21 protein-coding genes are annotated in these 20,830 nt (G+C 48.0%); 4 read left to right on the plus strand and 17 right to left on the minus strand.

The features are described from left to right. Positions 1 to 292: 292 nt before the first annotated feature. The 5 genes from LEPBO_RS36280 to LEPBO_RS0105905 all read right to left on the minus strand — a co-directional run bounded on the left by LEPBO_RS36280 (position 293) and on the right by LEPBO_RS0105905 (position 8,538). A complete protein-coding gene (locus LEPBO_RS36280; protein ID WP_017286614.1) occupies positions 293 to 4,675 on the minus strand; it encodes a PAS domain S-box protein in 4,383 nt (1,460 codons plus the stop codon). Between the two features lie 167 nt (positions 4,676 to 4,842). Further along, entirely contained in the window at positions 4,843 to 5,007 is a 165-nt protein-coding gene (locus tag LEPBO_RS43270) for a hypothetical protein (protein WP_017286615.1), read from the minus strand. Positions 5,008 to 5,412: 405 nt separating this feature from the next. Beyond that, positions 5,413 to 6,102 carry a glycoside hydrolase family 24 protein gene (locus tag LEPBO_RS0105895; RefSeq protein ID WP_017286616.1) on the minus strand — a complete coding sequence of 230 codons (690 nt, stop codon included), beginning with the start codon at positions 6,100 to 6,102 and terminating at the stop codon, positions 5,413 to 5,415. 65 nt (positions 6,103 to 6,167) lie between these two features. Next, a complete protein-coding gene (locus LEPBO_RS0105900) occupies positions 6,168 to 7,802 on the minus strand; it encodes a dipeptide ABC transporter ATP-binding protein (protein ID WP_017286617.1) in 1,635 nt (544 codons plus the stop codon). Between the two features lie 49 nt (positions 7,803 to 7,851). Continuing rightward, positions 7,852 to 8,538, minus strand: coding sequence for a diacylglycerol/polyprenol kinase family protein (locus tag LEPBO_RS0105905; RefSeq protein ID WP_017286618.1), 687 nt, complete (start codon positions 8,536 to 8,538; stop codon positions 7,852 to 7,854). Between the two features lie 210 nt (positions 8,539 to 8,748). Between LEPBO_RS0105905 and LEPBO_RS0105910 the strand changes: the two genes are divergently transcribed. Further along, a complete protein-coding gene (locus LEPBO_RS0105910; RefSeq protein ID WP_017286619.1) occupies positions 8,749 to 8,973 on the plus strand; it encodes a DUF433 domain-containing protein in 225 nt (74 codons plus the stop codon). After that, on the plus strand, positions 8,970 to 9,311 hold the full coding sequence (locus LEPBO_RS0105915; RefSeq protein WP_017286620.1) for a DUF5615 family PIN-like protein: 342 nt from the start codon (positions 8,970 to 8,972) through the stop codon (positions 9,309 to 9,311). The genes LEPBO_RS0105910 and LEPBO_RS0105915 overlap by 4 nt, the downstream gene beginning before the upstream one ends. A 44-nt stretch (positions 9,312 to 9,355) precedes the next feature. On the opposite strand, the gene LEPBO_RS0105920 is transcribed toward LEPBO_RS0105915, so the two are convergent. From LEPBO_RS0105920 to pedR, 8 genes are all read right to left on the minus strand, one after another. Continuing rightward, on the minus strand, positions 9,356 to 10,177 hold the full coding sequence (locus LEPBO_RS0105920; protein WP_017286621.1) for a slipin family protein: 822 nt from the start codon (positions 10,175 to 10,177) through the stop codon (positions 9,356 to 9,358). Positions 10,178 to 10,269: 92 nt separating this feature from the next. Next, on the minus strand, positions 10,270 to 11,196 hold the full coding sequence (locus LEPBO_RS0105925; protein WP_017286622.1) for a branched-chain amino acid ABC transporter permease: 927 nt from the start codon (positions 11,194 to 11,196) through the stop codon (positions 10,270 to 10,272). After that, the gene (locus LEPBO_RS0105930; protein WP_017286623.1) at positions 11,193 to 12,143 is read right to left on the minus strand and encodes a branched-chain amino acid ABC transporter permease; all 951 of its coding nucleotides are present in this window, start codon (positions 12,141 to 12,143) and stop codon (positions 11,193 to 11,195) included. Before LEPBO_RS0105930 ends, LEPBO_RS0105925 begins: the two co-directional genes overlap by 4 nt. A gap of 41 nt (positions 12,144 to 12,184) precedes the next feature. After that, entirely contained in the window at positions 12,185 to 13,369 is a 1,185-nt protein-coding gene (locus LEPBO_RS0105935) for an ABC transporter substrate-binding protein (protein ID WP_017286624.1), read from the minus strand. A 64-nt stretch (positions 13,370 to 13,433) separates the two neighbouring features. Beyond that, the gene (locus LEPBO_RS0105940; RefSeq protein WP_017286625.1) at positions 13,434 to 14,144 is read right to left on the minus strand and encodes an ABC transporter ATP-binding protein; all 711 of its coding nucleotides are present in this window, start codon (positions 14,142 to 14,144) and stop codon (positions 13,434 to 13,436) included. A gap of 36 nt (positions 14,145 to 14,180) precedes the next feature. Then, positions 14,181 to 14,945: an ABC transporter ATP-binding protein gene (locus LEPBO_RS0105945; RefSeq protein ID WP_017286626.1), complete on the minus strand. Its 765-nt coding sequence runs from the start codon at positions 14,943 to 14,945 to the stop codon at positions 14,181 to 14,183. 59 nt (positions 14,946 to 15,004) lie between these two features. Further along, positions 15,005 to 15,265, minus strand: coding sequence for a hypothetical protein (locus LEPBO_RS0105950; RefSeq protein WP_017286627.1), 261 nt, complete (start codon positions 15,263 to 15,265; stop codon positions 15,005 to 15,007). Further along, a complete protein-coding gene (pedR, locus tag LEPBO_RS0105955; protein ID WP_017286628.1) occupies positions 15,262 to 15,531 on the minus strand; it encodes a photosynthetic electron transport-dependent transcriptional regulator PedR in 270 nt (89 codons plus the stop codon). Before pedR ends, LEPBO_RS0105950 begins: the two co-directional genes overlap by 4 nt. A gap of 167 nt (positions 15,532 to 15,698) precedes the next feature. Between pedR and LEPBO_RS0105960 the strand changes: the two genes are divergently transcribed. Further along, on the plus strand, positions 15,699 to 16,205 hold the full coding sequence (locus LEPBO_RS0105960) for a DUF2396 family protein (protein WP_017286629.1): 507 nt from the start codon (positions 15,699 to 15,701) through the stop codon (positions 16,203 to 16,205). 63 nt (positions 16,206 to 16,268) lie between these two features. Then, positions 16,269 to 17,099, plus strand: a complete 831-nt coding sequence (locus LEPBO_RS0105965) for an Rpn family recombination-promoting nuclease/putative transposase (protein ID WP_017286630.1) — start codon at positions 16,269 to 16,271, stop codon at positions 17,097 to 17,099. Positions 17,100 to 17,162: 63 nt separating this feature from the next. On the opposite strand, the gene aroF is transcribed toward LEPBO_RS0105965, so the two are convergent. The 4 genes from aroF to LEPBO_RS0105985 all read right to left on the minus strand — a co-directional run bounded on the left by aroF (position 17,163) and on the right by LEPBO_RS0105985 (position 20,805). Then, a complete protein-coding gene (gene aroF, locus LEPBO_RS0105970; protein ID WP_017286631.1) occupies positions 17,163 to 18,224 on the minus strand; it encodes a 3-deoxy-7-phosphoheptulonate synthase in 1,062 nt (353 codons plus the stop codon). A gap of 100 nt (positions 18,225 to 18,324) precedes the next feature. Further along, on the minus strand, positions 18,325 to 18,867 hold the full coding sequence (locus LEPBO_RS0105975; protein WP_017286632.1) for a PAM68 family protein: 543 nt from the start codon (positions 18,865 to 18,867) through the stop codon (positions 18,325 to 18,327). A 6-nt stretch (positions 18,868 to 18,873) separates the two neighbouring features. Next, positions 18,874 to 19,143, minus strand: coding sequence for a 30S ribosomal protein S15 (gene rpsO / locus LEPBO_RS0105980; RefSeq protein WP_017286633.1), 270 nt, complete (start codon positions 19,141 to 19,143; stop codon positions 18,874 to 18,876). A 66-nt stretch (positions 19,144 to 19,209) separates the two neighbouring features. Then, on the minus strand, positions 19,210 to 20,805 hold the full coding sequence (locus LEPBO_RS0105985; protein WP_017286634.1) for an alpha-amylase family glycosyl hydrolase: 1,596 nt from the start codon (positions 20,803 to 20,805) through the stop codon (positions 19,210 to 19,212). Positions 20,806 to 20,830 lie beyond the last annotated feature (25 nt).

The raw sequence follows: 20,830 nt of genomic DNA on the forward strand, positions 1-20,830 counted from the left end.
GGTCAGAAACCAGGGCAAATAATCAGGGTGCATCTACCAATTCACTCTTCTGACTGAGGAGATTCAATCCGGAAGATTTTCAAAAAATGGCAATAAAAAACCCTGGTCAGAAACCAGGGCAAATAATCAGGGTGCATCTACCAATTCACTCTTCCCAATCGGGGCAGATCGTCCGGACAAATCATTCGATTCTTGTGAAGACAGTTTCAACCTGGCGTTGTACTTCATCCGATGTCTGGAAGTCAATTTCAAACGCTCCCGGTCTGGTTCGAGATGCCCGATGTAAACCACCTTACAAACAGGCATTGAGTTGATTCTGGGCAAGGGTTACTACTGCTTGAACTAATCGTTCTGGGTCAAGGGGCTTTGTGATGTGGCGTTGAAACCCGCTGCTGATTGCCCGTTTGTGATCGTCCTCTCTCGCATAAGCAGTCAGGGCGATCGCAGGAATCTGCCCCCCTTGCGTGGGAGGTAACGCACGGATCGTTTGAATCAATGTATAGCCATCAACTTCAGGCATCGCAATATCGCTCACGAGCACAGTCGGTTGAAAGGCTTCTAAATTTAACAACACCTCTGCCGCAGAAGCAACGGTTAAAACATCTGCACCGTATTGGGTCAGTAGTGCTGTTAACAACTCACGGGCATCTGGTTCGTCATCGATCGCCAGCACGCGAATTCCTGTCAGGTCAAGTTCCTGTTGTGGAGATTCATCTAGCGGCTGAATCTCCGGTGTAACGTTGAGGAGAGGCAGTTGGACAGTGAACGTCGCGCCTAGTCCTTCCCCGAGGCTGTGCGCCGTGATAGTACCGCCGTGAGCCTCGACCAATTGACGAACAATTGCCAATCCGAGTCCAAGACCGCCATATTTGCGTGTGATCGAAGCGTCTTCCTGTTGGAAAGATTCAAATAGGTAAGGCAGAAAGTCTGAGCTGATGCCTTTGCCGGTATCTTTAACGGTGATATGAACTTCAGTGCCCACCTGTTGAAGCTGAACATCTACGCGCCCACCTTGGGGCGTGAATTTGATCGCGTTGGACAACAGGTTCCAGACAATCTGCTGAAGCCGGGCAATATCTCCAAAGACTTGTCCAACGTTGGGTAGGACAGCCCGTAACGAAATAGATTTAGCAGCAGCGGCCGCACTGACGGTGCCGATCGCTGCTTCAACGGCGAAAGATAGATTGGCAGCAGCCATATTTAGGCTCAGCTTGCCACGCAAAATTTTAGCGACATCCAGCAGGTCATCAATGAGTTGCGTCTGCAACTTGGCGTTGCGCTCAATGGTCGCGAGGGCTTCAGCAGTTTTAGCAGTGTCTAACCTGCCCAATTGCAGGAGTTTAGTCCACCCCAAAATGGGGTTCAGGGGCGATCGCAATTCATGAGAGAGTACAGCTAGAAATTCATCTTTGATCCGATTAGCCCGTTCGGCTTCTGCTCTGGCAGCCTGTTCGCGCTGAAGGAGCTGGTCGCGTTCGGTCTCCGCCTGTTTCTTCTCGGTAATGTCACGCACCGTTCCAATAAAGCGAATCACCTCTCCATCTGAATTGCAGAAAGCTTTTCCTTTCGCGGCGACCCATCGTTCAATCCCGTCTTCAAGCCCCACGGTGCGATATTCAATGTCGTAATCACCGCTGCTCTCAGGATTGAACGATTGCAGCACGACTTGATGAGTGCGATCTCGATCGTCTGGATGCAGTCCTGCTAGGAAAATGTCATAGTCAATGTTGGCTGTGGGCGACATGCCAAATACAGCTTTGCACCGATCGTCCCATTTCATAACGCCCGTCTTCGGATTCAAGTCCCAAGTGCCGAGTTGGGCTGACTCAATGGCGATGCGGAAGCGGTCTTCACTCTGGCGCAGGGCTTCTTCGGCAAGTTTGCGCTCAGTGATGTCTTTGAAGAGAACAGCCACTTTCCGCTCATGAGGAAGCCCAACGCGATAGGCATAAAGGTCGTACCACCGCTGCAACGCTTCAGCCGAATTCTCAAATCGGACAGGGGTTCCGGTTTGGGCAACACTGCCATAGATTTCAAACCAATGATCCTCATGGTGCGGAATCAGCTCGCGCATCCGCTTGCCCTGGACGTCATAAAGCCCGCACTGTCTCTCAAACGCCGGATTCGTTTCTAAAAAGATGTAATCGACGGGCTGATCGTTCTGATCAAAGATCATTTCAATGACGCAAAAGCCTTCGTCCATTGATTCAAACAGAGTACGATAGCGCTCCTCAGAGCGCTGCAACGCCTCCTCAGTTTTTCTGCGTTCGGTAATATCGACGAGGGCACCCGGAAAAGCGATCGCCTTTCCATTCGCATCATATTCAACCTGTCCCCGAGCAATCACACAGCGTTCTTCTCCGTCAGCATTCAGGACACGGTACTCTTCGGTGTAGGTTTCGCCAGTTGCGATCGCATGTTCAATGCAGGCAACAATGCGATCGCGATCGTCGGGATGAATGCCGTTTAGAAGAGCCTCTAGGGAAACACCTGTGACCGCTTCCTCAGGATCAACGCCGAACAGATGAGCAAAATTGCGATCGGCAGCAAACACATCCTCAACGATATTCCAGCGCCAGGTGTAGATCGCCCCCGCCACCAGAGCGGCTTCTAGCTGAATATGGGCTTCTTGCAACGCCAGTTCTGCCTGTTTGCGATCATGAATATTGACCACAGAGCCGATATAGCCTTTGAATTCCCCATTCTGCCCAATCCAAGGACTCGCGGCATCGATCGCCCAACAATATTCACCATCATGCCGGCGCAACCGATATTCCAGTTGAAAAGCCATTTGCTGCTCTAAGGCATTCAGGAAGATAACTTTAGAAAATTCGCGATCATCGGGGTGCACAGCCTCCAGCCAACCGAATCCCAACCCTGTTGCTTCGGTTTGCCCGGTGAACTTGTACCAGCGCTGGTTGAGATAGGTGCAATATCCAGTAGCATCCGTCACCCAAATCTTCATGGGTGCGTGGTCTGCTAAGTTGCGGAATCGTTCTTCACTGGAGCGCAGATCGGCTTCTACCTGCCTGCGCTCTGAGATATCCATATCGACCCCAGTCATGGCGACAGGATTCCCATTGGCATCATAGAAGACCCGCCCTAAGCTCAATGCCCAACGCACTGCCCCGTCAGGCTTGATGAAGCGAAACTCAATGTTGTAGTCTTGCCGATCATAAATCGCGCGATGAATGGCTTGGTCAACCCGGGTCAGATCGTCAGGATGAATCATGGTTCTGAACGTTTCATACTGCCCATCAAAGCTGCCGGGAGCCATGCCAAGTAAGCCCTCTAGACTGGTAGACCAATGAATTGTGCCAGTCTGAATATCCCAATCCCAGCTGCCCAACTGAGCAGCTACCATGGCCAGTTCAAGGCGTTTCTGGCTTTGCTGCAGGGCGATATCCATCCGCTGACGGTTCGCAATTTCATCTAATAATCTGGCTTCTAGCTGCTTCTGGTCATCAATATTGGTAATCGTGCCAATCCAGCCTGTGATTTGACCTTCACCGTCTCGGGTGGGTACGGCTCGGCAAATAAACCACTGATACTCACCATCCCAACGACGAAAGCGGCACTCTATTTCAAAAGGCTCTCCCGTTGCGATCGCAGTTCGCCACACCTTCAAAGCCTGATCTCGTTCATCGGGGTGGACAGCATCGGCTCTAGCGACTCCGATCGACTCTGCATCACTCATGCCAGTGTATTCGTACCAGCGCTGATTGCGGTAGGTCACAACGCCATTGGCATCGGCAGTCCAGATCATTTGGGGCATCGCTTCGGCAAGTTCGCGGTAGCGCTGCTGACTCGCTTTGAGGGCAAGTGCATCTCGATGACGCTCGGTGATATCCAGAAAAGCGCCGATTACGCCTCGAATTTGGTTTTGGTCGCTCTGCAGGGGCGTTGCGTAGCACAGCAGTTGGCGCAGGGTCCCATCCGGCAGCAGAATATCAAATTCCACGTCGTTCACCTGTTTACCAGAGCGACCCGCAATCTGCATCGGCAGATCTTCAGCAGCGATTTCTACTCCATGGCGGAAGGTTTGATAAGGGGGCTGATTGGCAGCGGACGCACTCTTCGAGATATTGTCGTCAGAGGTAACCCCGAGTAACTGCCGCAGGTAGGCGTTGCTGTGCATGTGCGTACAGTCGGAATCCGTTGCGATCGCGACTCCGACTGGCAAAATATCCAGCAGGGTTTGCAGTTCAACGACCCGATCGGTCAACTCCTGGTTAAGCTGTTGCAGTGCCTCGATAGTCTGGTGCTGACGCTGTTGACACTCCCGACGGAGTTCGGCGTTTGCGATCGTACTTTCCAGCGCCCGACACAAATCCTCAGAGGTGAATCGATCTCTGACTAAATAGTCCGCTGCACCATTCCTAAAAGCCTGGACTGCACTTTCTATATCTTCGTCATCAACCACCACAATTGGCGGGCAACTATTGCCCATCTGATGCTTTAGCTCCAGTAGCAACGTATTGCTGCTGGAACGGGAATGAAGCTCTAAGAGAATGCTGTCAATTTTCTGCGATTGCGGCAGAGGCAACTCTAGAGCATTGTATTGCTTTGAGAGAATTTCATATGTCACCCTCCTATCGTGCTGTAACTGCTGTCGATACTTGATTACATCATCACTCGAGGCAGCAATTACAAGAACGGTTCGGTGTAGTGACATACCTAGGATCCAGCCTGTGAAGCGAAAGGAGAACGACCGAAGCGACAGAATCTAAAACTTTCTGTAGTCGTTGCCTAAATTTTAACAGTTTTAAATTGCGACAACTTTGGCGCTTCAAGTCCTCTACTACCTGCATCCTTCTGAATCAATTCCGAGACCCGTGCTCCTCATGCAACAGAGGATGTTGGGATACAATCACTCGCTTTGAACCAAGATTTTCTGCCGCCCTTGACTTTCACTAAGACGCGATCGCGAAACCAAATCGAAGCCGGAATCACCACACCTTCGCGTCCATCGGGCAATCTGACAGCAGTACCTGGAACAAGGCTCATAGAGTTCTCCAAACAATCAAGGAATTGAAAGAAAAAATGGGTAACACCATCAACTCACTCGCCTCCTAAACAGTTAGGCAAGAGTTAACAGTTCGCCTAACAAGCGAGTAGCGAGTTATTAAGAAAATCTAAATAGTGTCTAGTAGTTTACCGAATTCTCTGTACCGACTCTAGAGCGTCTTAACATTAGTTTATGTAAGACATTAGCCAAAGTAATACTTAATTTTCAGCAGAATGATGGAGGATGTCACTCATTGCGGTTTGCAAGTTCGTTGAATCAGTCACGCGATCGCTCATTCAACAGGGGCAGTCAATTGACTGACTTGATTGGTAGCCTGTAATCTCAGCTTTGCGATCGCGCTGAACTTGCAATTCAGTTTAATAGAATTCTGCAAGCCAAGTAACTTACCGAGATTGCAATTCTTGTTGCAGAACTTTCTGATAGATCTTTGGCAACTCGTCACTCATCGAATTGTCTTCGATTCCATAGCCCAGGCTTGTCCACGTTCCTGATAGCATTTTGAGAACAGCATTGACTTGACCTCGCTTCAATAATTGGCGAATGTCGGCTCCCCATGCACTGGAGTCGCTGAGCCACCGATACACCACTTCATCTTGGTACTGCGGCTCAAAACTATAATCTTGCCAGAATAAGAAACCTCCAGGAGCCGGATGATACCGTTTTGCTTGGGCTTGCCAGGTGGTTGTGATAAATTGATAGCGACCTGCGGCGGTTGTGCAATTGCCCATATTTGGACCATTGACGATCGTGATACAGCGATCAGGATGGGTACTCAAATCCTGAATGCGATCGCCCCCGTAGAGAACACTGTAGGGATTGCGGACATTCGACTCGCTCGCAGAAATTGTTCGCATCAAAGCACGAATGTAGGGATCGCCTCCCTGCATCACTAAAGGCGCATCCGATCCGCGTTCTGCACTGTCAAACCAGCGTAGTGAAGGTTGTTTCCCCTGCATGTGCCCGATGAAGATGACGATCGCTAATAAAATCAGACTGCGAACCAGCCAACTTCCAACACTCTGTTCTAAAGTATCCGGTTTCGGTAAGGTCTTTTTTGAGTCCGTTTTGGTCATAGAAAAAGTCACGCACTGCAAAGCATTCTAGCTTCGATTCCCTGAATTGGTAGATTATTGGCAGATTAACCCGTCATTTTGTTCAATAGGGGTGCTGCGCCGAGAAGTGATTGAGTATAGGGGTGTTGAGGCGATTTGAACAGGGCTTGAGTCTCACCCAGTTCGACGATTTTACCGCCATGCATCACCGCAATGCGATCGCAGAAATAGCGGGCGACCCACAAATCATGAGTGATGAAGAGATAAGTCAGATCGAATTCTTCCTTCAAATCTTGCATTAATTGCAGGACTTGAGTTTGAACGGTCGCATCGAGCATACTGACAGGCTCATCGCAAATGACTAATTTGGGACGAGTAATTAGGGCACGTGCGATCGCAACGCGCTGCTGCTGTCCGCCGGAAAGCTCTCCAGGATAGCGATTGTAAAAAGATTCAACTGGCGTTAACCCGACTCGCTCTAGAACATATTCGACTTCCTGCTTTGCTGCTTCAGGAGTTGCAATCTTGTGAATTAGGAGCGGATCAGCAATGCTTTCGCCGATCGTCATGCGCGGATTGAGACAAGCATGTGGATCTTGAAAGATCATCTGAATTTGACGGCGCTGGTGTTGAAGCTGATCACGATTCAGTTGCGTGAGATTTTGACCTGAGAATTCTACTTTGCCGCTCGTTGGACGGAGCAATTGTAGGATGGTTCTGGATAACGTACTTTTCCCACAGCCTGATTCCCCGACTAAGCCCAAAGTCTCACCCGGATAGAGTTCAAGATTAATGCCATCGACAGCTCGAATCGTCCGATCTTCTTTATCAAATAACTTTGAGATGAAATTTGATTCGATCGAATAGTGCTGTTTGAGATCAGATAATTGCAAAATCGGTGTAACACTTGATCGATCAGCACTCACAATCGTCTCTGCATCTTTCTGCAAATGCAAAGCAGAATGCAGGAGTGTCTGCGTATACTCATGCTGCGGATTCCGAAAAACCGATTCAGTTGAACCAGTTTCAACAATTTCACCGTCATACATGACTGCAATGCGATCGCAGTATTCTGCCACCATTGCTAAGTCATGTGAAATCAGAATCAGCGCCATGTTTCGCTCACTGCATAAGCGAGTCAGTTCTTTAAGAATTTGGGCTGAAACGGTGACATCTAAGCTTGTGGTTGGCTCGTCTGCCACAATCAATTTGGGATTCAGCAGTAAGGCAAGAGCGATCGCAACTCGTTGCCGCATACCGCCGCTAAATTCATGAGGATACTGTGACCAGCGATTTTCAGGAATGCTCACCGCTTTTAGCGTCTCGATCGCTCTCTCTCTAGCTGCTTTGGTTGACAGATGTGGCTCGTGTGCTTTTAAAGTTTCGAGACAATGATCGCCGATCGTCATTAAAGGATCGAGCCGGGTCATCGGATCTTGGAAAATCAGCGCAACTGCTTCTCCCCGAAAGTGTCGAAGTTCGGTAGGAGACATGTCTAATACAGATTTGCCCTGAAATTTGACCTGTCCTTGAATCTGTGCAGAATCGGACAAGAGCCGCATTGCTGCGCGTCCCAGGGTGGATTTGCCACACCCAGATTCACCGACGAGTCCTAACCGTTCTCCAGGTTGCAAGACAAACGAAACATTCTCGACAACGGCATTCTGTCCGGCTTGGTAAGCAACTGAGAGGTTTTCGACGGAGAACAGCGGCTCGTTCATGAATTTGGCGCGTAGTTTTCGATGAAACCCACTTTAACCGATCTTCTCGCTACAACAGATTTTGCGTTAGAAAAAATGCGATCGCAGCAGACATAATTGGCACCGTCAAATTATCAATCCCAAATTTTGAAAATGCTTCTAATCCAGCAGCACACAAGCCAACCAGCAGCGAAACGAGCCAAATTTGCCAAACATTCCCGATCGTCGAAAGCAGAATCAAGGCGCAGACTGAAAAACTAATGGCTGCCATTGCGGATGATCCTTCCCAACTTTTTTTCATGTCCCAAAGTCGGTAAGAATGCTTGCCAAAGCGCTGTCCAATCAGAGCCGCAAATCCATCTCCCCAAGTCATGACAAGAATACCGATCGCTGCAAATTCTGGTTTTCCCACTGTCCAAAACCAAGCTGCTAGCACTCCAATGCTCACTGCATAGAAAAAGGTTCCAAAGCTTTTCCGTCCGATGCTGTTGATATTCGGCAGGATTGGAAAATAGTAAGACAAAAGGGTGAGAATGCTAAAGAAAATTGAGGCAGCGATGATTATCCACATCGGAATATTTAACCACCAAGCAATCAAAATGATATTGCCTGTACCAATGTGAATCACTTTGCGAACGAGTTCATTACGATCGGGATTGAAGTGATTGACGATCGTGGCACACAAACCCACAATCAACAGCCAGAGCGTTGCGATCGTCAATTGTCCAAATAAGGAATGTGTCCAGCCAGAGGTCACGATATTTTTCAAGTAAAGCGATTCTCTAACTTTATCGGGTTTCGTTTCTCGATCGACGATTCTTTCAGAATGCGATCGCAGAAATGATGAAATGCTCCTGAAATTTGGACAAGGAGGGTAAAGTTACGGTAGGCACTCGTCGTCAACACCACGCAGAATTCAACGAACGCACTTCTCGATAAAAACTTAATTTTATAGAGGCTGTATCCAATGTCAGACTTACTTAAACGAATCACCGTGAATCCTAAGCAATGTGGGGGTCGCCCCTGTATTCGTGGCATGAGAATTCGAGTGTCCGATGTTTTGGATTTATTTGCAGCAGGGTTAAGTGCTGAACAAATTTTGGAAGAACTGCCTGATCTGGAAAGAGATGATTTAAGAGCAGCACTTGCCTACGCTTCACGTAAAGTCAACCACCCTGTTTTAGTCGCGTGACAACGATTTGGATCGATGCCCATTTGTCGCCTGTGATCGCAACTTGGATTACAGGCAGATTTGGAATTACCGCGATCGCTTTACGGGATATCGGCTTGAGAGATGCCGAAGATCCCGAAATCTTTGAGGCTGCAAAAGCTCAAGGCGTTATATTCATGACTAAAGATAGCGATTTCGTGGATCTCGTTGAACGTTTGGAAGCACCGCCACAAATTATTTGGTTAACTTGTGGCAATACATCAAATGCCCGTTTGCAGGAAATTCTAAGCTCGACTTTGCCTGATGCATTAGAGTTATTGAAATCTGGCGAAAAGCTAGTAGAGATTAGCGGAGAGTAACTCATCGATCGCCTGTAGAACACATTTCAGCGATCTCCCTACTCCTACTCCTCCTGCTTCGGCACAAACAGCACCTCTGGATTAAAAGGTTGAGCCTGCCCATTCGCAAAGCTAGGCTGAGGGGATTCTGCCAAGCGTCTTGCAGCATTAATGAAATCTGACGGCATCATCACAACCGTTGTCGTATTGTTCTCCGCTCCAATTTCAGTCAGCATTTGCATCCGTCGCAACTCTAACGCTGCCGGATTCGCGCTAATCAATTGAGATGCTTCCGCGAGTTTTGCTGAGGCTTCTTGTTCCGCCGCTGCTTTGATAATCCGAGCACGCTTTTCACGGATTGCTTCCGCTTCTTTCGCCATTGCCCGCTGCATACTGGCAGGGATTTCTACATCTTTCATCTCGACTCGCTCGATCACAATTCCCCACGGTTCTGTGATTTCATCGACGATTTCTTGAACGCGAGTATTGATCTGGTCGCGATTTTGCAACACGTCATCCAAAATGTTCTGACCCACGACATTGCGAAGAGTCGTCAGGGCAACTTGATAGACGGCGATTTCGTAGTTCTCAACGCGGTTAATCGCTTTTGCTGGATCAATAATGCGATAGTACAGCACGGCATTGACGCGAATCGTAACACTATCCGCAGTTACGGTTTCTTGGGGTTCAATATTGACAGTTTTAGTACGGATATCAATCTGCACTTTCTGATCGACAAACGGGATAATCCAATACAAACCTGGTCCCTTCGTTGCTTTCGTTCGTCCTAAGCGGAAAATCACACCTCGCTGATATTCACGATCGAGCTTGAGTCCATTCGCTGACAAAATCAGTAGTGCTAAAACTAGGGTGATGACGCTGCCCATATCTTTGTCCTGAGAAAAGATAGTTCTGTTCTAGCACTTGCGATTCAGACCCTCTCAAAACATAACTTTTTAGTTAACTTTGGTAAATGTTGTTAACGGCGCTTCAGTTTCACCCGACTTAAAAGCTCTGGTGTCACCCAACCTTGCGGAAAAAAGATACTACCAATCACGATTAACAATCCAAAGATAATTAACCGTCCATCTCGCAAAAGTTGTGCCAATGCGATCGGTAAATTGGGCAGATCCGCGATCGCTCTTAAAACTTCTGGCAATGCGGTAAACACCATTCCACCCAAAATCGCACCGAGAAACGATCGCGATCCACCAATCAGCACAAATGTCAGATAGATAATACTGGCATCAAACGTGCCCTGGCGAGCATTCCAGGTATTGAGGAAGTGAGCATAGACGACTCCAACCACTCCCGCCAAAATTGCACCTAAAGTAAAGGCTAAAACTTTGTAGTAGGTGGGATTAATACCCACTGCATCTGCTGCTAGCTCATCTTCTCGAATCGCTGTAAATGCTCGCCCAACTCGAATATTTTCGAGCCGATAGACAAATGCAGCACTAAGCAACAGTAACGGTAAAGCAATCCAAAGATACTCAATCCGAGATGCAAACGGTTGAGGAATGCCAAAAATCCCCACTGCTCCACCCGTGATGTCTAAATTGAGCGATAGCACGCGGAGAATTTCAACAAACGCGATCGTTGCAATTGCCAAATAAATTCCCCGCAATCTCAGTGCAGGAATACCAATCAAAACGCCCAAAATACCACAAGCGATCGCAGCAACTACCATTTCTAAGAGCAACAGTGGAATGGGAAATAAGCTGCCCGAAGTCGGAAAAATTCGAGTTGAGCAAATTGCTGCAATGTATCCCCCCAATGCATAGAATCCGGGGCTTGCTAATGAAAGTTGACCCGCCATCAATGGCAGATACAACGATAAGCCCAACATTGCGCCCAATACCATTGAGACAATCAGAAAGTCATAAGTCGAAATAAAATCAATCATACTTTTTGAATCAATTTGCGACCAAGTAAGCCTTGAGGACGGATGAGCAGCATCAGAAACAAAATACTAAAAGCAACCGCATCTTTGTAAGCCGAATACTCACCCGGAACAAAGGCTTCAATCAACCCAATCAGCAAGCCACCTAAAACCGTTCCAGAAATACTGCCTAAACCGCCTAAAACAATCACGGCGAGTCCTTTCAAGCCAAAACTAATCCCAAAATAAGGACCTGCAATTCCCACGCTCGATGCCACTAATGTGCCAGCAATTCCACCCAGAAAACCGCTGAGAAAAAATGTGCCAACGATAAAGCGATCGCTATCAATTCCCAGTAAACTTGCAGTCGTCGCATCCTCTGCAACGGCTTTCATCGCTTTACCGAATTTAGTAGCATTGATCAGATAAACCAACACTGCCAGGATGAAACCTGAAACCCCAAAAATCACAATTTGAACACTCCGAATTGGAATCGGGGCTTGATCTGTCCCAAAGTTCACCGCATCAGGCAAGCTGCCATACGTTTCCGCTGGAAATGTATAGATCTCAGCACCAACAAGGTACTGAATCACATTCACAATCACAACAGCGACCCCTAAACTTGAAACCACCGTCAGTAAGGGGTCGGCTCCTCTGCGTCGTAGGGGACGGAAAGCAATTCTTTCGATCGCTAAACTGACAAAGCCCGTCAAAATCCCGCCTAAAATCATTGCCAGTACAAACGGCAATTGAATCGGCAAGGCTGCTAAAGCCAGCAATCCATTCGTACCAAAAGCTTGCCCCATCAGCGCATAAGTAAAATAGGCTCCGAGGGTAAAAATCGCGCCGTGAGCAAAATTGATAATGCCCAGAATCGAAAAAACGAGCGTGTAGCCTAACGCGAAGATCGCATACACGCTCCCAATCGACAAACCATTCAACAGATTTTGCAGCAGGATAGTGAAAGACACGAGTTTAAGGTTTAGAAGGTGAATTAAGAGCCGTTTGCCGATTACTTGAGAAACTCAAATCGTCCAGTCTTGCCATCGGGTGACATTTTCACTTGAGCCACATAGAACGCTTGCTGAAAAATTTCGCCTTCAGGATTAAAAGAAATTTGTCCGATCGGCGTGTCATAGTTTCCTTTCAACAGTGTTTGATTGAGTTGAGTGCGAACCTCATTTAACGATTTTTTCGTATCCACTTGCTTCAACGCTTCTACAAAGACCTGAACGGCTGTAAATGCTTGCGCCGAAAATTGGGGTGGTTCTTTCTTAAACTGAGCTTGATAGGCTGAGCGAAACGCTTTATTCACTGCACCTGGATGTTCAGGACTATAAGCTTGAGCAATCAGAATGCCATCACACAGCGCCTGACAAACCGGAAACACATTCGATGTATTCAACCCGTTTCCGCCAATGATCAATCCTTTGTAGCCGAGTTGGCGCAACTGTTTAACTAAGTTCCCACCATCTGCTGCGAGTCCCGAAATAATCACCAAATCTGGTTTAGCATTAATTCCAGCCGTGGCTTGCGTCTGAAAATCTGTATCTGTGGTTTGAAACTTCTGCACCGTTACGAGTTCTAAGCCTTTATCTTTCACGGTTTGCTGAAAGATCTCTGTTTCTGACTTACTAAACGCATCATTCTGAGCAAAGAAGACTGCGACTCGTTTGATATTGGGATTTTGCTTCAGCGCGGCTTGCACAGAGTTAGGCGCAACGACCGCCACTGGGGCAGACACTCGCGCCACAAAATCGCCAATTTGTGGAATTCCCTTGGCAGTATTTGAGGGGCCGAGAACTGGCACTTTCGCATTATTCGCGATCGGACTTGCAGCAAACGCCTGTTGCGATAAAGTCGGCCCGACAATTCCGACGACGCGATCGCGATTAATCAACGTCTGAAACGCATTGATCGCCCCTTGTTCATCCCCTGCTGTATCTTGCAGAACGATTTTGATCGGCGTACCATTCACACCACCATTGTCATTAAAATATTTTTCTGCAATCTTCACGCCTGCCACTTGTTCTTGTCCAAGTAAGGCAACGTTGCTCGTCTGCGCGATGCCAACTCCGATCGGAATCGCTCCAGAAATCGCTCCCCCACCAGAATTCGACCCTCCAGAACTACAAGCCGAAACTGCGATCGTGAGGGCAAACAATACGATCGAACGACGGGAAACAATAGATTTCATAGCACACGTGTAATTTTGAATTGCAGACAAAATTCGTCCTTAGAGTTGATTTACCACGTTTTGATTACCCTAAGTAAGCTTGTTTTACACGATCGTCACCCAATAATGCTGAAGCGTTTCCAGAAAGCGTAATACATCCCGCTTCTAAGACATAAGCGCGATCGCTAATTTGTAACGCTAAATTTGCATTCTGCTCCACCAGAAGAATCGTTACGCCTGTCGTTTTCAACTGGGCAAGAATCGAAAAGATTTCACGCACGATCGTCGGCGCTAAGCCTAAACTGGGTTCGTCGAGTAACAACAATTGAGGACGACTCATCAAAGCGCGCGCGATCGCCAACATTTGTTGCTCACCCCCACTGAGCGTCCCGGCAAGTTGATTGCGCCGTTCTGCGAGTCGAGGAAAGAGTTGAAACTGCCGCTCCATATCAGCTTTGATTCCAAACCGATCTGAGCGAATATAAGCCCCGAGTTCTAAATTATCCAGCACCGTTTGTCGGGCTAAAACTCTTCTGCCTTCTGGACTATGAGCGATGCCTAACTTGACGACTTCACTCGCCCGACGCTGCGTGATGTCTTGTCCAGCATAAATAATTTTGCCGCTGCGGACTCCCACAATTCGAGAAATCGCTCGCAGCGTCGTGCTTTTACCTGCGCCATTGGCTCCGACTAGGGTGACGACTTCACCGGGATTGATCTGAATGTCGATCGCTTGTAATGCCTGAATACCACCATAATTGACGCTGAGATTGATCAGTTCGAGCAAAGGAGACATAGGACAGCTAGAAAAGCAAAGTGACTGTATTGTCGCCTATTCGCCGCCTAAATAAGCTTCAATGACCGCTCGATCATTGCGAACCTGAGCCGGATCGCCCATTGCAATCAGTTGTCCAAAATCCAAAACGGCAATGCGATCGCACAATCCCATAACCAAGGGAACGTGATGTTCGATCAATAAAATGGTCAGGTTGAAGCGATCGCGGATTTGACGGATAAATTCACTCAGTTGATGTTTCTCGTTCAAATTCATCCCCGCAGCAGGCTCATCGAGCAATAACACCTGCGGCTGAAGCGCTAAAGCTCTGGCAATTTCTAAGCGGCGTTGTTCACCATAGGGCAAATTGCGCGATTTCTCTTCCGCGCGATCGCTCAGTCCTACCAATTCCAACAGTTCTAAAGCCGCTTGCCGAGTCGTCTGTTCTTCCTGAGCGGCGGCTCCGATCACCCCTTGAAGTAATCCACTACTTGTTTGCAGATGTCGAGCAATCATCACATTTTCCAAAACGGATAAGTTGCTAAACAATCGAATATTTTGAAACGTCCGAGCAATCCCTTTCGCGGCAATCTGATGCGGACGGAGCTTAGAAATTTCCGTTCCGTTGTACAGCATTTGCCCGCTCGAAGGGGGAATCATCCCCGTCACGAGATTAAACAAAGTGGTTTTCCCGGCTCCATTCGGCCCGATCAACCCAAAAATTTCTCCGGGATTGACTGAGAAACAAACCGCATTCACTGCGACTAATCCACCAAAGCGACGAGTCAGTGATTTTGCTTCGAGTACCGGAGAAGAAACCATCTTCATTTCACCCTTTGGAATTGATTGCCGCGAAGTTATAGATTGCCTTATGAGCAGCGCTAAGCCTGAGCAAGGATTGTCCAAGCCCCAAAGCGATCGCCATAATACGCCAAGATTTTTTCAACCTGGGCACGCGCTTCGGAATGAGCGGTTTCTGAGAATTGAATTTCTAAACTTCCCACTTGGCTCAGCGTGTAATCAAACTGCTTCGAGGTTTGTGGAGTGAGTTCCGTTTGAACCCCCTCTACCTGAGATAAATGAGCAGCGACCTCACGATACACTGCTAACGGCAATTTGGGATTTTGAACCGAATAACTCATACCGCTCCGTTATAAGGGGGCAAGGGACAACAATTGACATCATCTAGGCAAACCTTGCCCCACTGCAATGCCCAGCGCACTAAGGCGACCCGGTTTTCCGTTTCGGTCTTCGTGAGAATGTTACTGATGTGGTTATCGACAGTTCGCTTACTGATTTCTAGTTTTTCGGCAATGTCTTGGTTCGTCAAGCCAGCAGCGACCAATTCAATGACCTGCAATTCGCGCTCTGAAAGAGGCGCTTGTGCCTGAGATTCGCCCTCTGCCATATCGATAGCCCTGCGCTGTGTATATGTACTTATCCATCTATTCTAGGTGGAATTGCTCAATCCGCAAATGGAATCTCCTGATAGCAAGGATTAAAGGAATTAGAGGAATCCCAATGCTCAAGATGAAAATCGTTAGACTAGACAAAGTGATTTTCTGAGGCTGGATCATGCAGCATCCAAAAACGAATGGGGTTCACGATCGCAAAACGTTGAATACACAAGAAGCCTTTCCTTGCCCAATTTGTCGGCATGGGCAGATCGAAGCGTTGACCTTGATGGATGCATTTGCCTGTAATTTCTGTCGCCATATTTTCACAACGAATCTCAAAGAGCAAACGGTACATGTGGAGGACAGTTCGCAACCGATGACCTGGCGCTGGAATGGGCGGAAATGGCAGACGGTCAATCAGACAGATCTGGACTTGTCGATCATTATTTGGATGGTCGGACTTGCGCTGGTCGTTTTGCCCCCTAGCTTGATCTGGCTACCCTCGAAGATTTTTGTGCCATTGGATGGGGATTCAGGAGCCTGGTTTCCGACGTTCTGGATCGCGTTGACGTTTGGGCTGCATTTCACGTTTGTGGCTTGGCTGATGGCGGAGCATTATCAATTGCCGTTTTATGTCGCAGGAAAGGTGAGAATCCGGCGCTGGTTAGAGCGGTTTTCAGCTTGAGTTAAACTTGCAGGAAGACAAATAAATCAGTACAGTTGATCGAGTAAATTTGCAGATTGCTGTATGCGGCGCGATCCAATTTTTTATCAAATGTTCCAGCGTTCTCCTCAACTGCTGTTTGATTTGATCGGTGATCGTCCTCACAATGCAGCAAGTTATCAATTCGATTCTGTTGCCGTCAAAGAGCCAAAGTTTGAAATTGATGGGGTCTTTCTCCCACCTGAATCTGAACCTGGGATCGTTTTCTTTTCTGAAGTGCAGTTCCAAAAAGATCAAACGCTTTATGAGCGGTTGTTTAGCGAATCCTCGCTGTATTTTTATCGCAATCGATCGCGTTTTTCTGACTGGCAGGCTGTGATTATTTATCCTTCACGCTCAACTGAGCAAGATGATATTCATCCGCATCGGTCTTTGCTCAATGGCGAACAGGTGCATCGAGTTTACTTGAACGAGTTAGGTGAGATTCGCTCATTACCAATTCCAATCGCTGTTGTCGTCTTAACGATCGTCAAAGAAGAGCAGGCCGCAGATGAAGCGCGATATTTGCTGACTCGTACACAGCAAGAGGGCTTCCCTAATCAAGAGCGCCAGAACATAATAGATGTTGTGACCTCGATTATGCTGTACAAATTTTCCAGTTTAAGCCAAACGGAGATTAGAGCAATGTTGGGACTAGATTTGACTGAGGAACCAAGAGCGATTCGGGAAGCAAAGGAAGAAGGAGAACGATCGCTGATTTTCCGACTATTGAGCAAGAAAGTGGGGCAGCTTGACGAAGCGATGCGAAGCCAGGTTGCGACTCTATCCTCTGAACAGCTTGAGCAGTTGGGTGAAGCGCTATTAGATTTCGCAACAGTTCAAGATTTAGAAATTTGGCTCTCTGAGCAAGGTTGAACTTTGCACAAAAAAATCCTCAGGTGTCTTTGACGACCTGAGGACTGTTTTCAAATTCTAAAATTAGACACCGACGGGTTGACGTTGTTCTGTCCAGCGTCCGAGGGGTTTACCGACGATCGCTAAATCGCGCATCAGTTGATCAAACGCATCTGGAGTCAACGATTGCGGCCCATCAGAGAGCGCTTTCTTCGGATTCGGGTGAACTTCGATCATCAGCGAATCGGTTCCAGCCGCGATCGAGGCCATTGCCATTGAAGGAACGTATTCTGCGCGTCCGGTTCCATGACTCGGATCAATCATGATCGGCAGGTGAGTCAATGTTCTCAGCACTGGAATCGCAGAGAGATCGAGTGTGTTACGAGCATATTGGCGATCGAAGGTACGAATTCCACGCTCACATAGGATCACGTTCGGATTTCCCGCAGCAAGAATATATTCTGCTGCCATCAGCCAATCTTCGATCGTTGCGGCCATACCCCGCTTGAGCAGAATCGGCTTGTCTTGTGCGCCTACTTTCTTCAACAGCGAGAAGTTCTGCATGTTGCGCGCGCCGATTTGAATCACGTCTGCAATTTCTGCCAACGGTTCGAGATCAGAAGCATCCATCAATTCGGTGATGATCCCCAATCCGGTTGCTTCACGGGCAGCAGCCAATAATCCTAATGCGCTTTCACCATGACCTTGGAATGCATAAGGAGACGTTCTCGGCTTAAATGCACCGCCTCGGAGGAATTGAGCACCAGCCGCTTTGACGCGCCGTGCCGTTTCGATGATCATTTCCTCATTCTCAACCGAGCAAGGCCCTGCAACTGTGACGATCGGGTGATGCTCTCCGATATAAACCACACCATTGGGAGTCGGGATGGCAACTTCACTCGCTTCACCATTGCGGTACTCGCGGCTTGCGCGTTTGAAAGGTTGCTCAACTCTTAAAACTTGTTCAATCCAAGCGCTAGCTTCTTGAATTTGCAGCGGATCCATTGCGACAGTTTCGCCAACTAGCCCGATCACAACTTTGTGCTTACCGACGATCTTTTCCGGGCTGAGTCCCCAACTGACGAATTCCTCAGTGAGGCGAGCAATTTCGGCTTCTGGGGAGCCAACCTTCATAACCACAATCATGTTAAAAATCCTGCTGAGTGTATTGATTCTGTAGCGTGCTGATTGAGCTAGAATCCGCCCTGATCAGCAGTGCATTTTTCATCGTAGCCTGATCGATTGCCTAATTCTCGCTGCGCGGTTGCTTTTGTCGCGCCCGTGCTTCTTTCCAGGCTCCTGCTAAGCGACCTACATTCGTTGTAAATTCGCTCGCTCCAACGAGTCCGCCGACTCGATCTTCATCCCAAGAGGCGGATAGCACACCGTAGGACAATCCAATCACCCCTAACCCAAAAAAGAGCATACTCACCAGTACCACGGCAACATTCGGCAGTTTGTAAATGCCTTGCGTGACGATGAAGTAGCTGACCACAAATGTAGCGATACCCAGCGTGGTTGGAATGCCGCAAAAAAACGCCATCCGTCGCGCCATTCGTTGAGTCACAACTTCCGGGATGGGGGCTGGGGCTGGGGCAGCAGGTCGAGCGGCTGGCTTCTTCACCGAGGTTGGTCGTTTCTCGATTAAGCCAGATTTGCCCGACGACTTCGTGCTGGCTTTCTTTTCGGGTTCGGGCGCAGGTTTGGCAGGCTTCGCTGCTTTCTTGCGTCCTGGCTCGAAAGGTAGGCGCTCTGGTTGGGGATCAGGGGTATTGGATTCGGAAGCCATTGATGATTAACCCCGGATGCCGAGGCGCGCAATGAGTTCGCGGTAGTGTGCAGCGTCACCTTTTTGGATGTAGGCGAGCAGACGCTTGCGCTGACCGATCATTTTCAAAAGTCCGGTGCGGGATGCGTGGTCTTTTTTGTTGCTGCGGAGGTGAAGGCTGAGTTTGTTGATCCGCTCGGTGAGGATGGCAACTTGGACATCCGCCGATCCGGTGTCGGTTTCGTGAACTTGATATTGGGTGATGATTTCTTGTTTGCGCTCTTGTACCAGTGCCATTACGTTGTCCTGAATTGCGATGAATACGGCAGTTTACAATATTATCACAGCAATTCGGGAGCCGGATCATTGGAGCAAAATTTTGGCGCTGAAACTGGGAAGATCGATCGCACTAGGGTCAACCTCTTGCCCATCGCTCCAATCTTTCCAAGTTCCATCAGCGGGAAAATGGTCGATCGCATAATTCTCAAAATCTTGATCTGAGAAATTGGCAACAACGACCATTCTTTCTCCTGCCTCATTCCACCGCACATAGGCTAAAACTTTGCCGTTCTCATGGAAAAATTCAAGATTGTCGCTGCGTAAGGATGATTTTTCATGCCGCAGTGCGATCAGGCGTTTGTAAAAGTCAAAAAGAGGCTGATTTTTCTGAAGCAGTGACCAATCAAGTGGGTTAGGTTCAGTTGTCGTTTCGGTTTTGTACGTGTCTTGTCCGAATTCGTCCCCCATCCAGAGCATAGGAATTCCAAGGGCAGTGAATTGAATCATTGCGCCGAGTTTGATGCGATCGAGATCATCAATGCCAGCGTCTTGCAGTTCGACGATGAGATGTTCGCGATCGTGGGTTGCGAGATAGTTAATCACAGAAGTCGCCTCTGCATATCCTTGCGGCTGAGCAGCGATCGCAGATTTGAATTCGTTGAAGTCGATGTCTTTGCCAATCAGGAGATCTGTGAGAAAGTAGCGAAAGCTTTCATGCCAGCAGGCATCAAAGACTCCTTGAGGTTTGCAGATTTCGCTAGAGTCGGGAATGTGTTCTGCAATGTGAAAGAACGGCTTAGGAACTTTAACCTGCTCAAATAACCAGCCAAAGAATTCATCGTTAGCAATTTGGCGAACGGCATCATAGCGGATGCCATCAATGTGATACTCATGAGTCCAGAATTGCACGATGGCATTGACGTAGTTCCAAGTTGGGCGGATGTCGCGATCAGGGTCGTAGTTTTCGTAGCTGAGTTCAGGCCCCCAGTAGTTCGCATCGTCTTCAGGGTAATGTCGATCGTGGTAGTACCAATAATCTCGATCGATTAACAATAACGGGCTTTCTTCATGCGTATGATTGAAAATACAGTCGATGAAAACGCGAATTCCACGCGCATGACATTCATCGACAAAAGATTTGAAATCCGCAGGTTTGCCATAGCTACTTTCTAGGGCAAAAAAGTGTTGAGGCATATATCCCCAACGGTAATCGCCAGCATATTCAGTAATCGGCATTAGCGCGATCGCATTAATGCCTAATTCGCTGAGATAATCGAGCTTTTCTAAAGCTTGTTTGAATTTCGTCGGATCAGAAGGATCGGCATTACAGAAATCAGCAATGTGCATTTCGTAGAGAACTAGATCGCGATTATCGGGGAGAAAACTGTCGTCATGTTGCCAAATAAAGGTATCTAAGATGCGTTGACCTTCTTTAATATGAACGATGCCATTTTGAGTTTTACGATCCATTTCTGTCATGTACGGATCGTTGGTTTCAATCCATTTATCTTGATGTTTAATGCGAAATTTATATTGATAATCACCATCTTTTAGCTCAAGCTGAACTCGGAAAAAGCCTGTTTCATCTTTCTCCATCGGAACGCCTTGCCAATCCGAAAAAGAACCAATAAGCTCCACCGCTTCGTTGCGAGGCGCGAAGAGATTAAACTCGATTGTCATATTTTTGAGGAGAGCATACTTTCTG

The organism is Leptolyngbya boryana PCC 6306, assembly GCF_000353285.1.
Classification (GTDB): domain Bacteria; phylum Cyanobacteriota; class Cyanobacteriia; order Leptolyngbyales; family Leptolyngbyaceae; genus Leptolyngbya; species Leptolyngbya boryana.

Bases quoted from the DNA above. Each gene is read 5' to 3' on its own strand.
- LEPBO_RS0105925 (WP_017286622.1), bottom strand. From the start codon at position 11,196: ATGATTGATTTTATTTCGACTTATGACTTTCTGATTGTCTCAATGGTA.
- LEPBO_RS0105910 (WP_017286619.1), top strand. From the start codon at position 8,749: ATGTCAGACTTACTTAAACGAATCACCGTGAATCCTAAGCAATGTGGG.
- LEPBO_RS0105960 (WP_017286629.1), top strand. From the start codon at position 15,699: ATGCAGCATCCAAAAACGAATGGGGTTCACGATCGCAAAACGTTGAAT.
- LEPBO_RS0105940 (WP_017286625.1), bottom strand. From the start codon at position 14,144: ATGTCTCCTTTGCTCGAACTGATCAATCTCAGCGTCAATTATGGTGGT.
- LEPBO_RS0105950 (WP_017286627.1), bottom strand. From the start codon at position 15,265: ATGAGTTATTCGGTTCAAAATCCCAAATTGCCGTTAGCAGTGTATCGT.
- LEPBO_RS0105985 (WP_017286634.1), bottom strand. From the start codon at position 20,805: ATGACAATCGAGTTTAATCTCTTCGCGCCTCGCAACGAAGCGGTGGAG.
- LEPBO_RS0105945 (WP_017286626.1), bottom strand. From the start codon at position 14,945: ATGGTTTCTTCTCCGGTACTCGAAGCAAAATCACTGACTCGTCGCTTT.
- LEPBO_RS0105965 (WP_017286630.1), top strand. From the start codon at position 16,269: ATGCGGCGCGATCCAATTTTTTATCAAATGTTCCAGCGTTCTCCTCAA.
- LEPBO_RS0105935 (WP_017286624.1), bottom strand. From the start codon at position 13,369: ATGAAATCTATTGTTTCCCGTCGTTCGATCGTATTGTTTGCCCTCACG.
- pedR (WP_017286628.1), bottom strand. From the start codon at position 15,531: ATGGCAGAGGGCGAATCTCAGGCACAAGCGCCTCTTTCAGAGCGCGAA.
- rpsO (WP_017286633.1), bottom strand. From the start codon at position 19,143: ATGGCACTGGTACAAGAGCGCAAACAAGAAATCATCACCCAATATCAA.
- LEPBO_RS0105900 (WP_017286617.1), bottom strand. From the start codon at position 7,802: ATGAACGAGCCGCTGTTCTCCGTCGAAAACCTCTCAGTTGCTTACCAA.
- LEPBO_RS0105975 (WP_017286632.1), bottom strand. From the start codon at position 18,867: ATGGCTTCCGAATCCAATACCCCTGATCCCCAACCAGAGCGCCTACCT.
- aroF (WP_017286631.1), bottom strand. From the start codon at position 18,224: ATGATTGTGGTTATGAAGGTTGGCTCCCCAGAAGCCGAAATTGCTCGC.
- LEPBO_RS43270 (WP_017286615.1), bottom strand. From the start codon at position 5,007: ATGAGCCTTGTTCCAGGTACTGCTGTCAGATTGCCCGATGGACGCGAA.
- LEPBO_RS0105920 (WP_017286621.1), bottom strand. From the start codon at position 10,177: ATGGGCAGCGTCATCACCCTAGTTTTAGCACTACTGATTTTGTCAGCG.
- LEPBO_RS36280 (WP_017286614.1), bottom strand. From the start codon at position 4,675: ATGTCACTACACCGAACCGTTCTTGTAATTGCTGCCTCGAGTGATGAT.
- LEPBO_RS0105895 (WP_017286616.1), bottom strand. From the start codon at position 6,102: ATGACCAAAACGGACTCAAAAAAGACCTTACCGAAACCGGATACTTTA.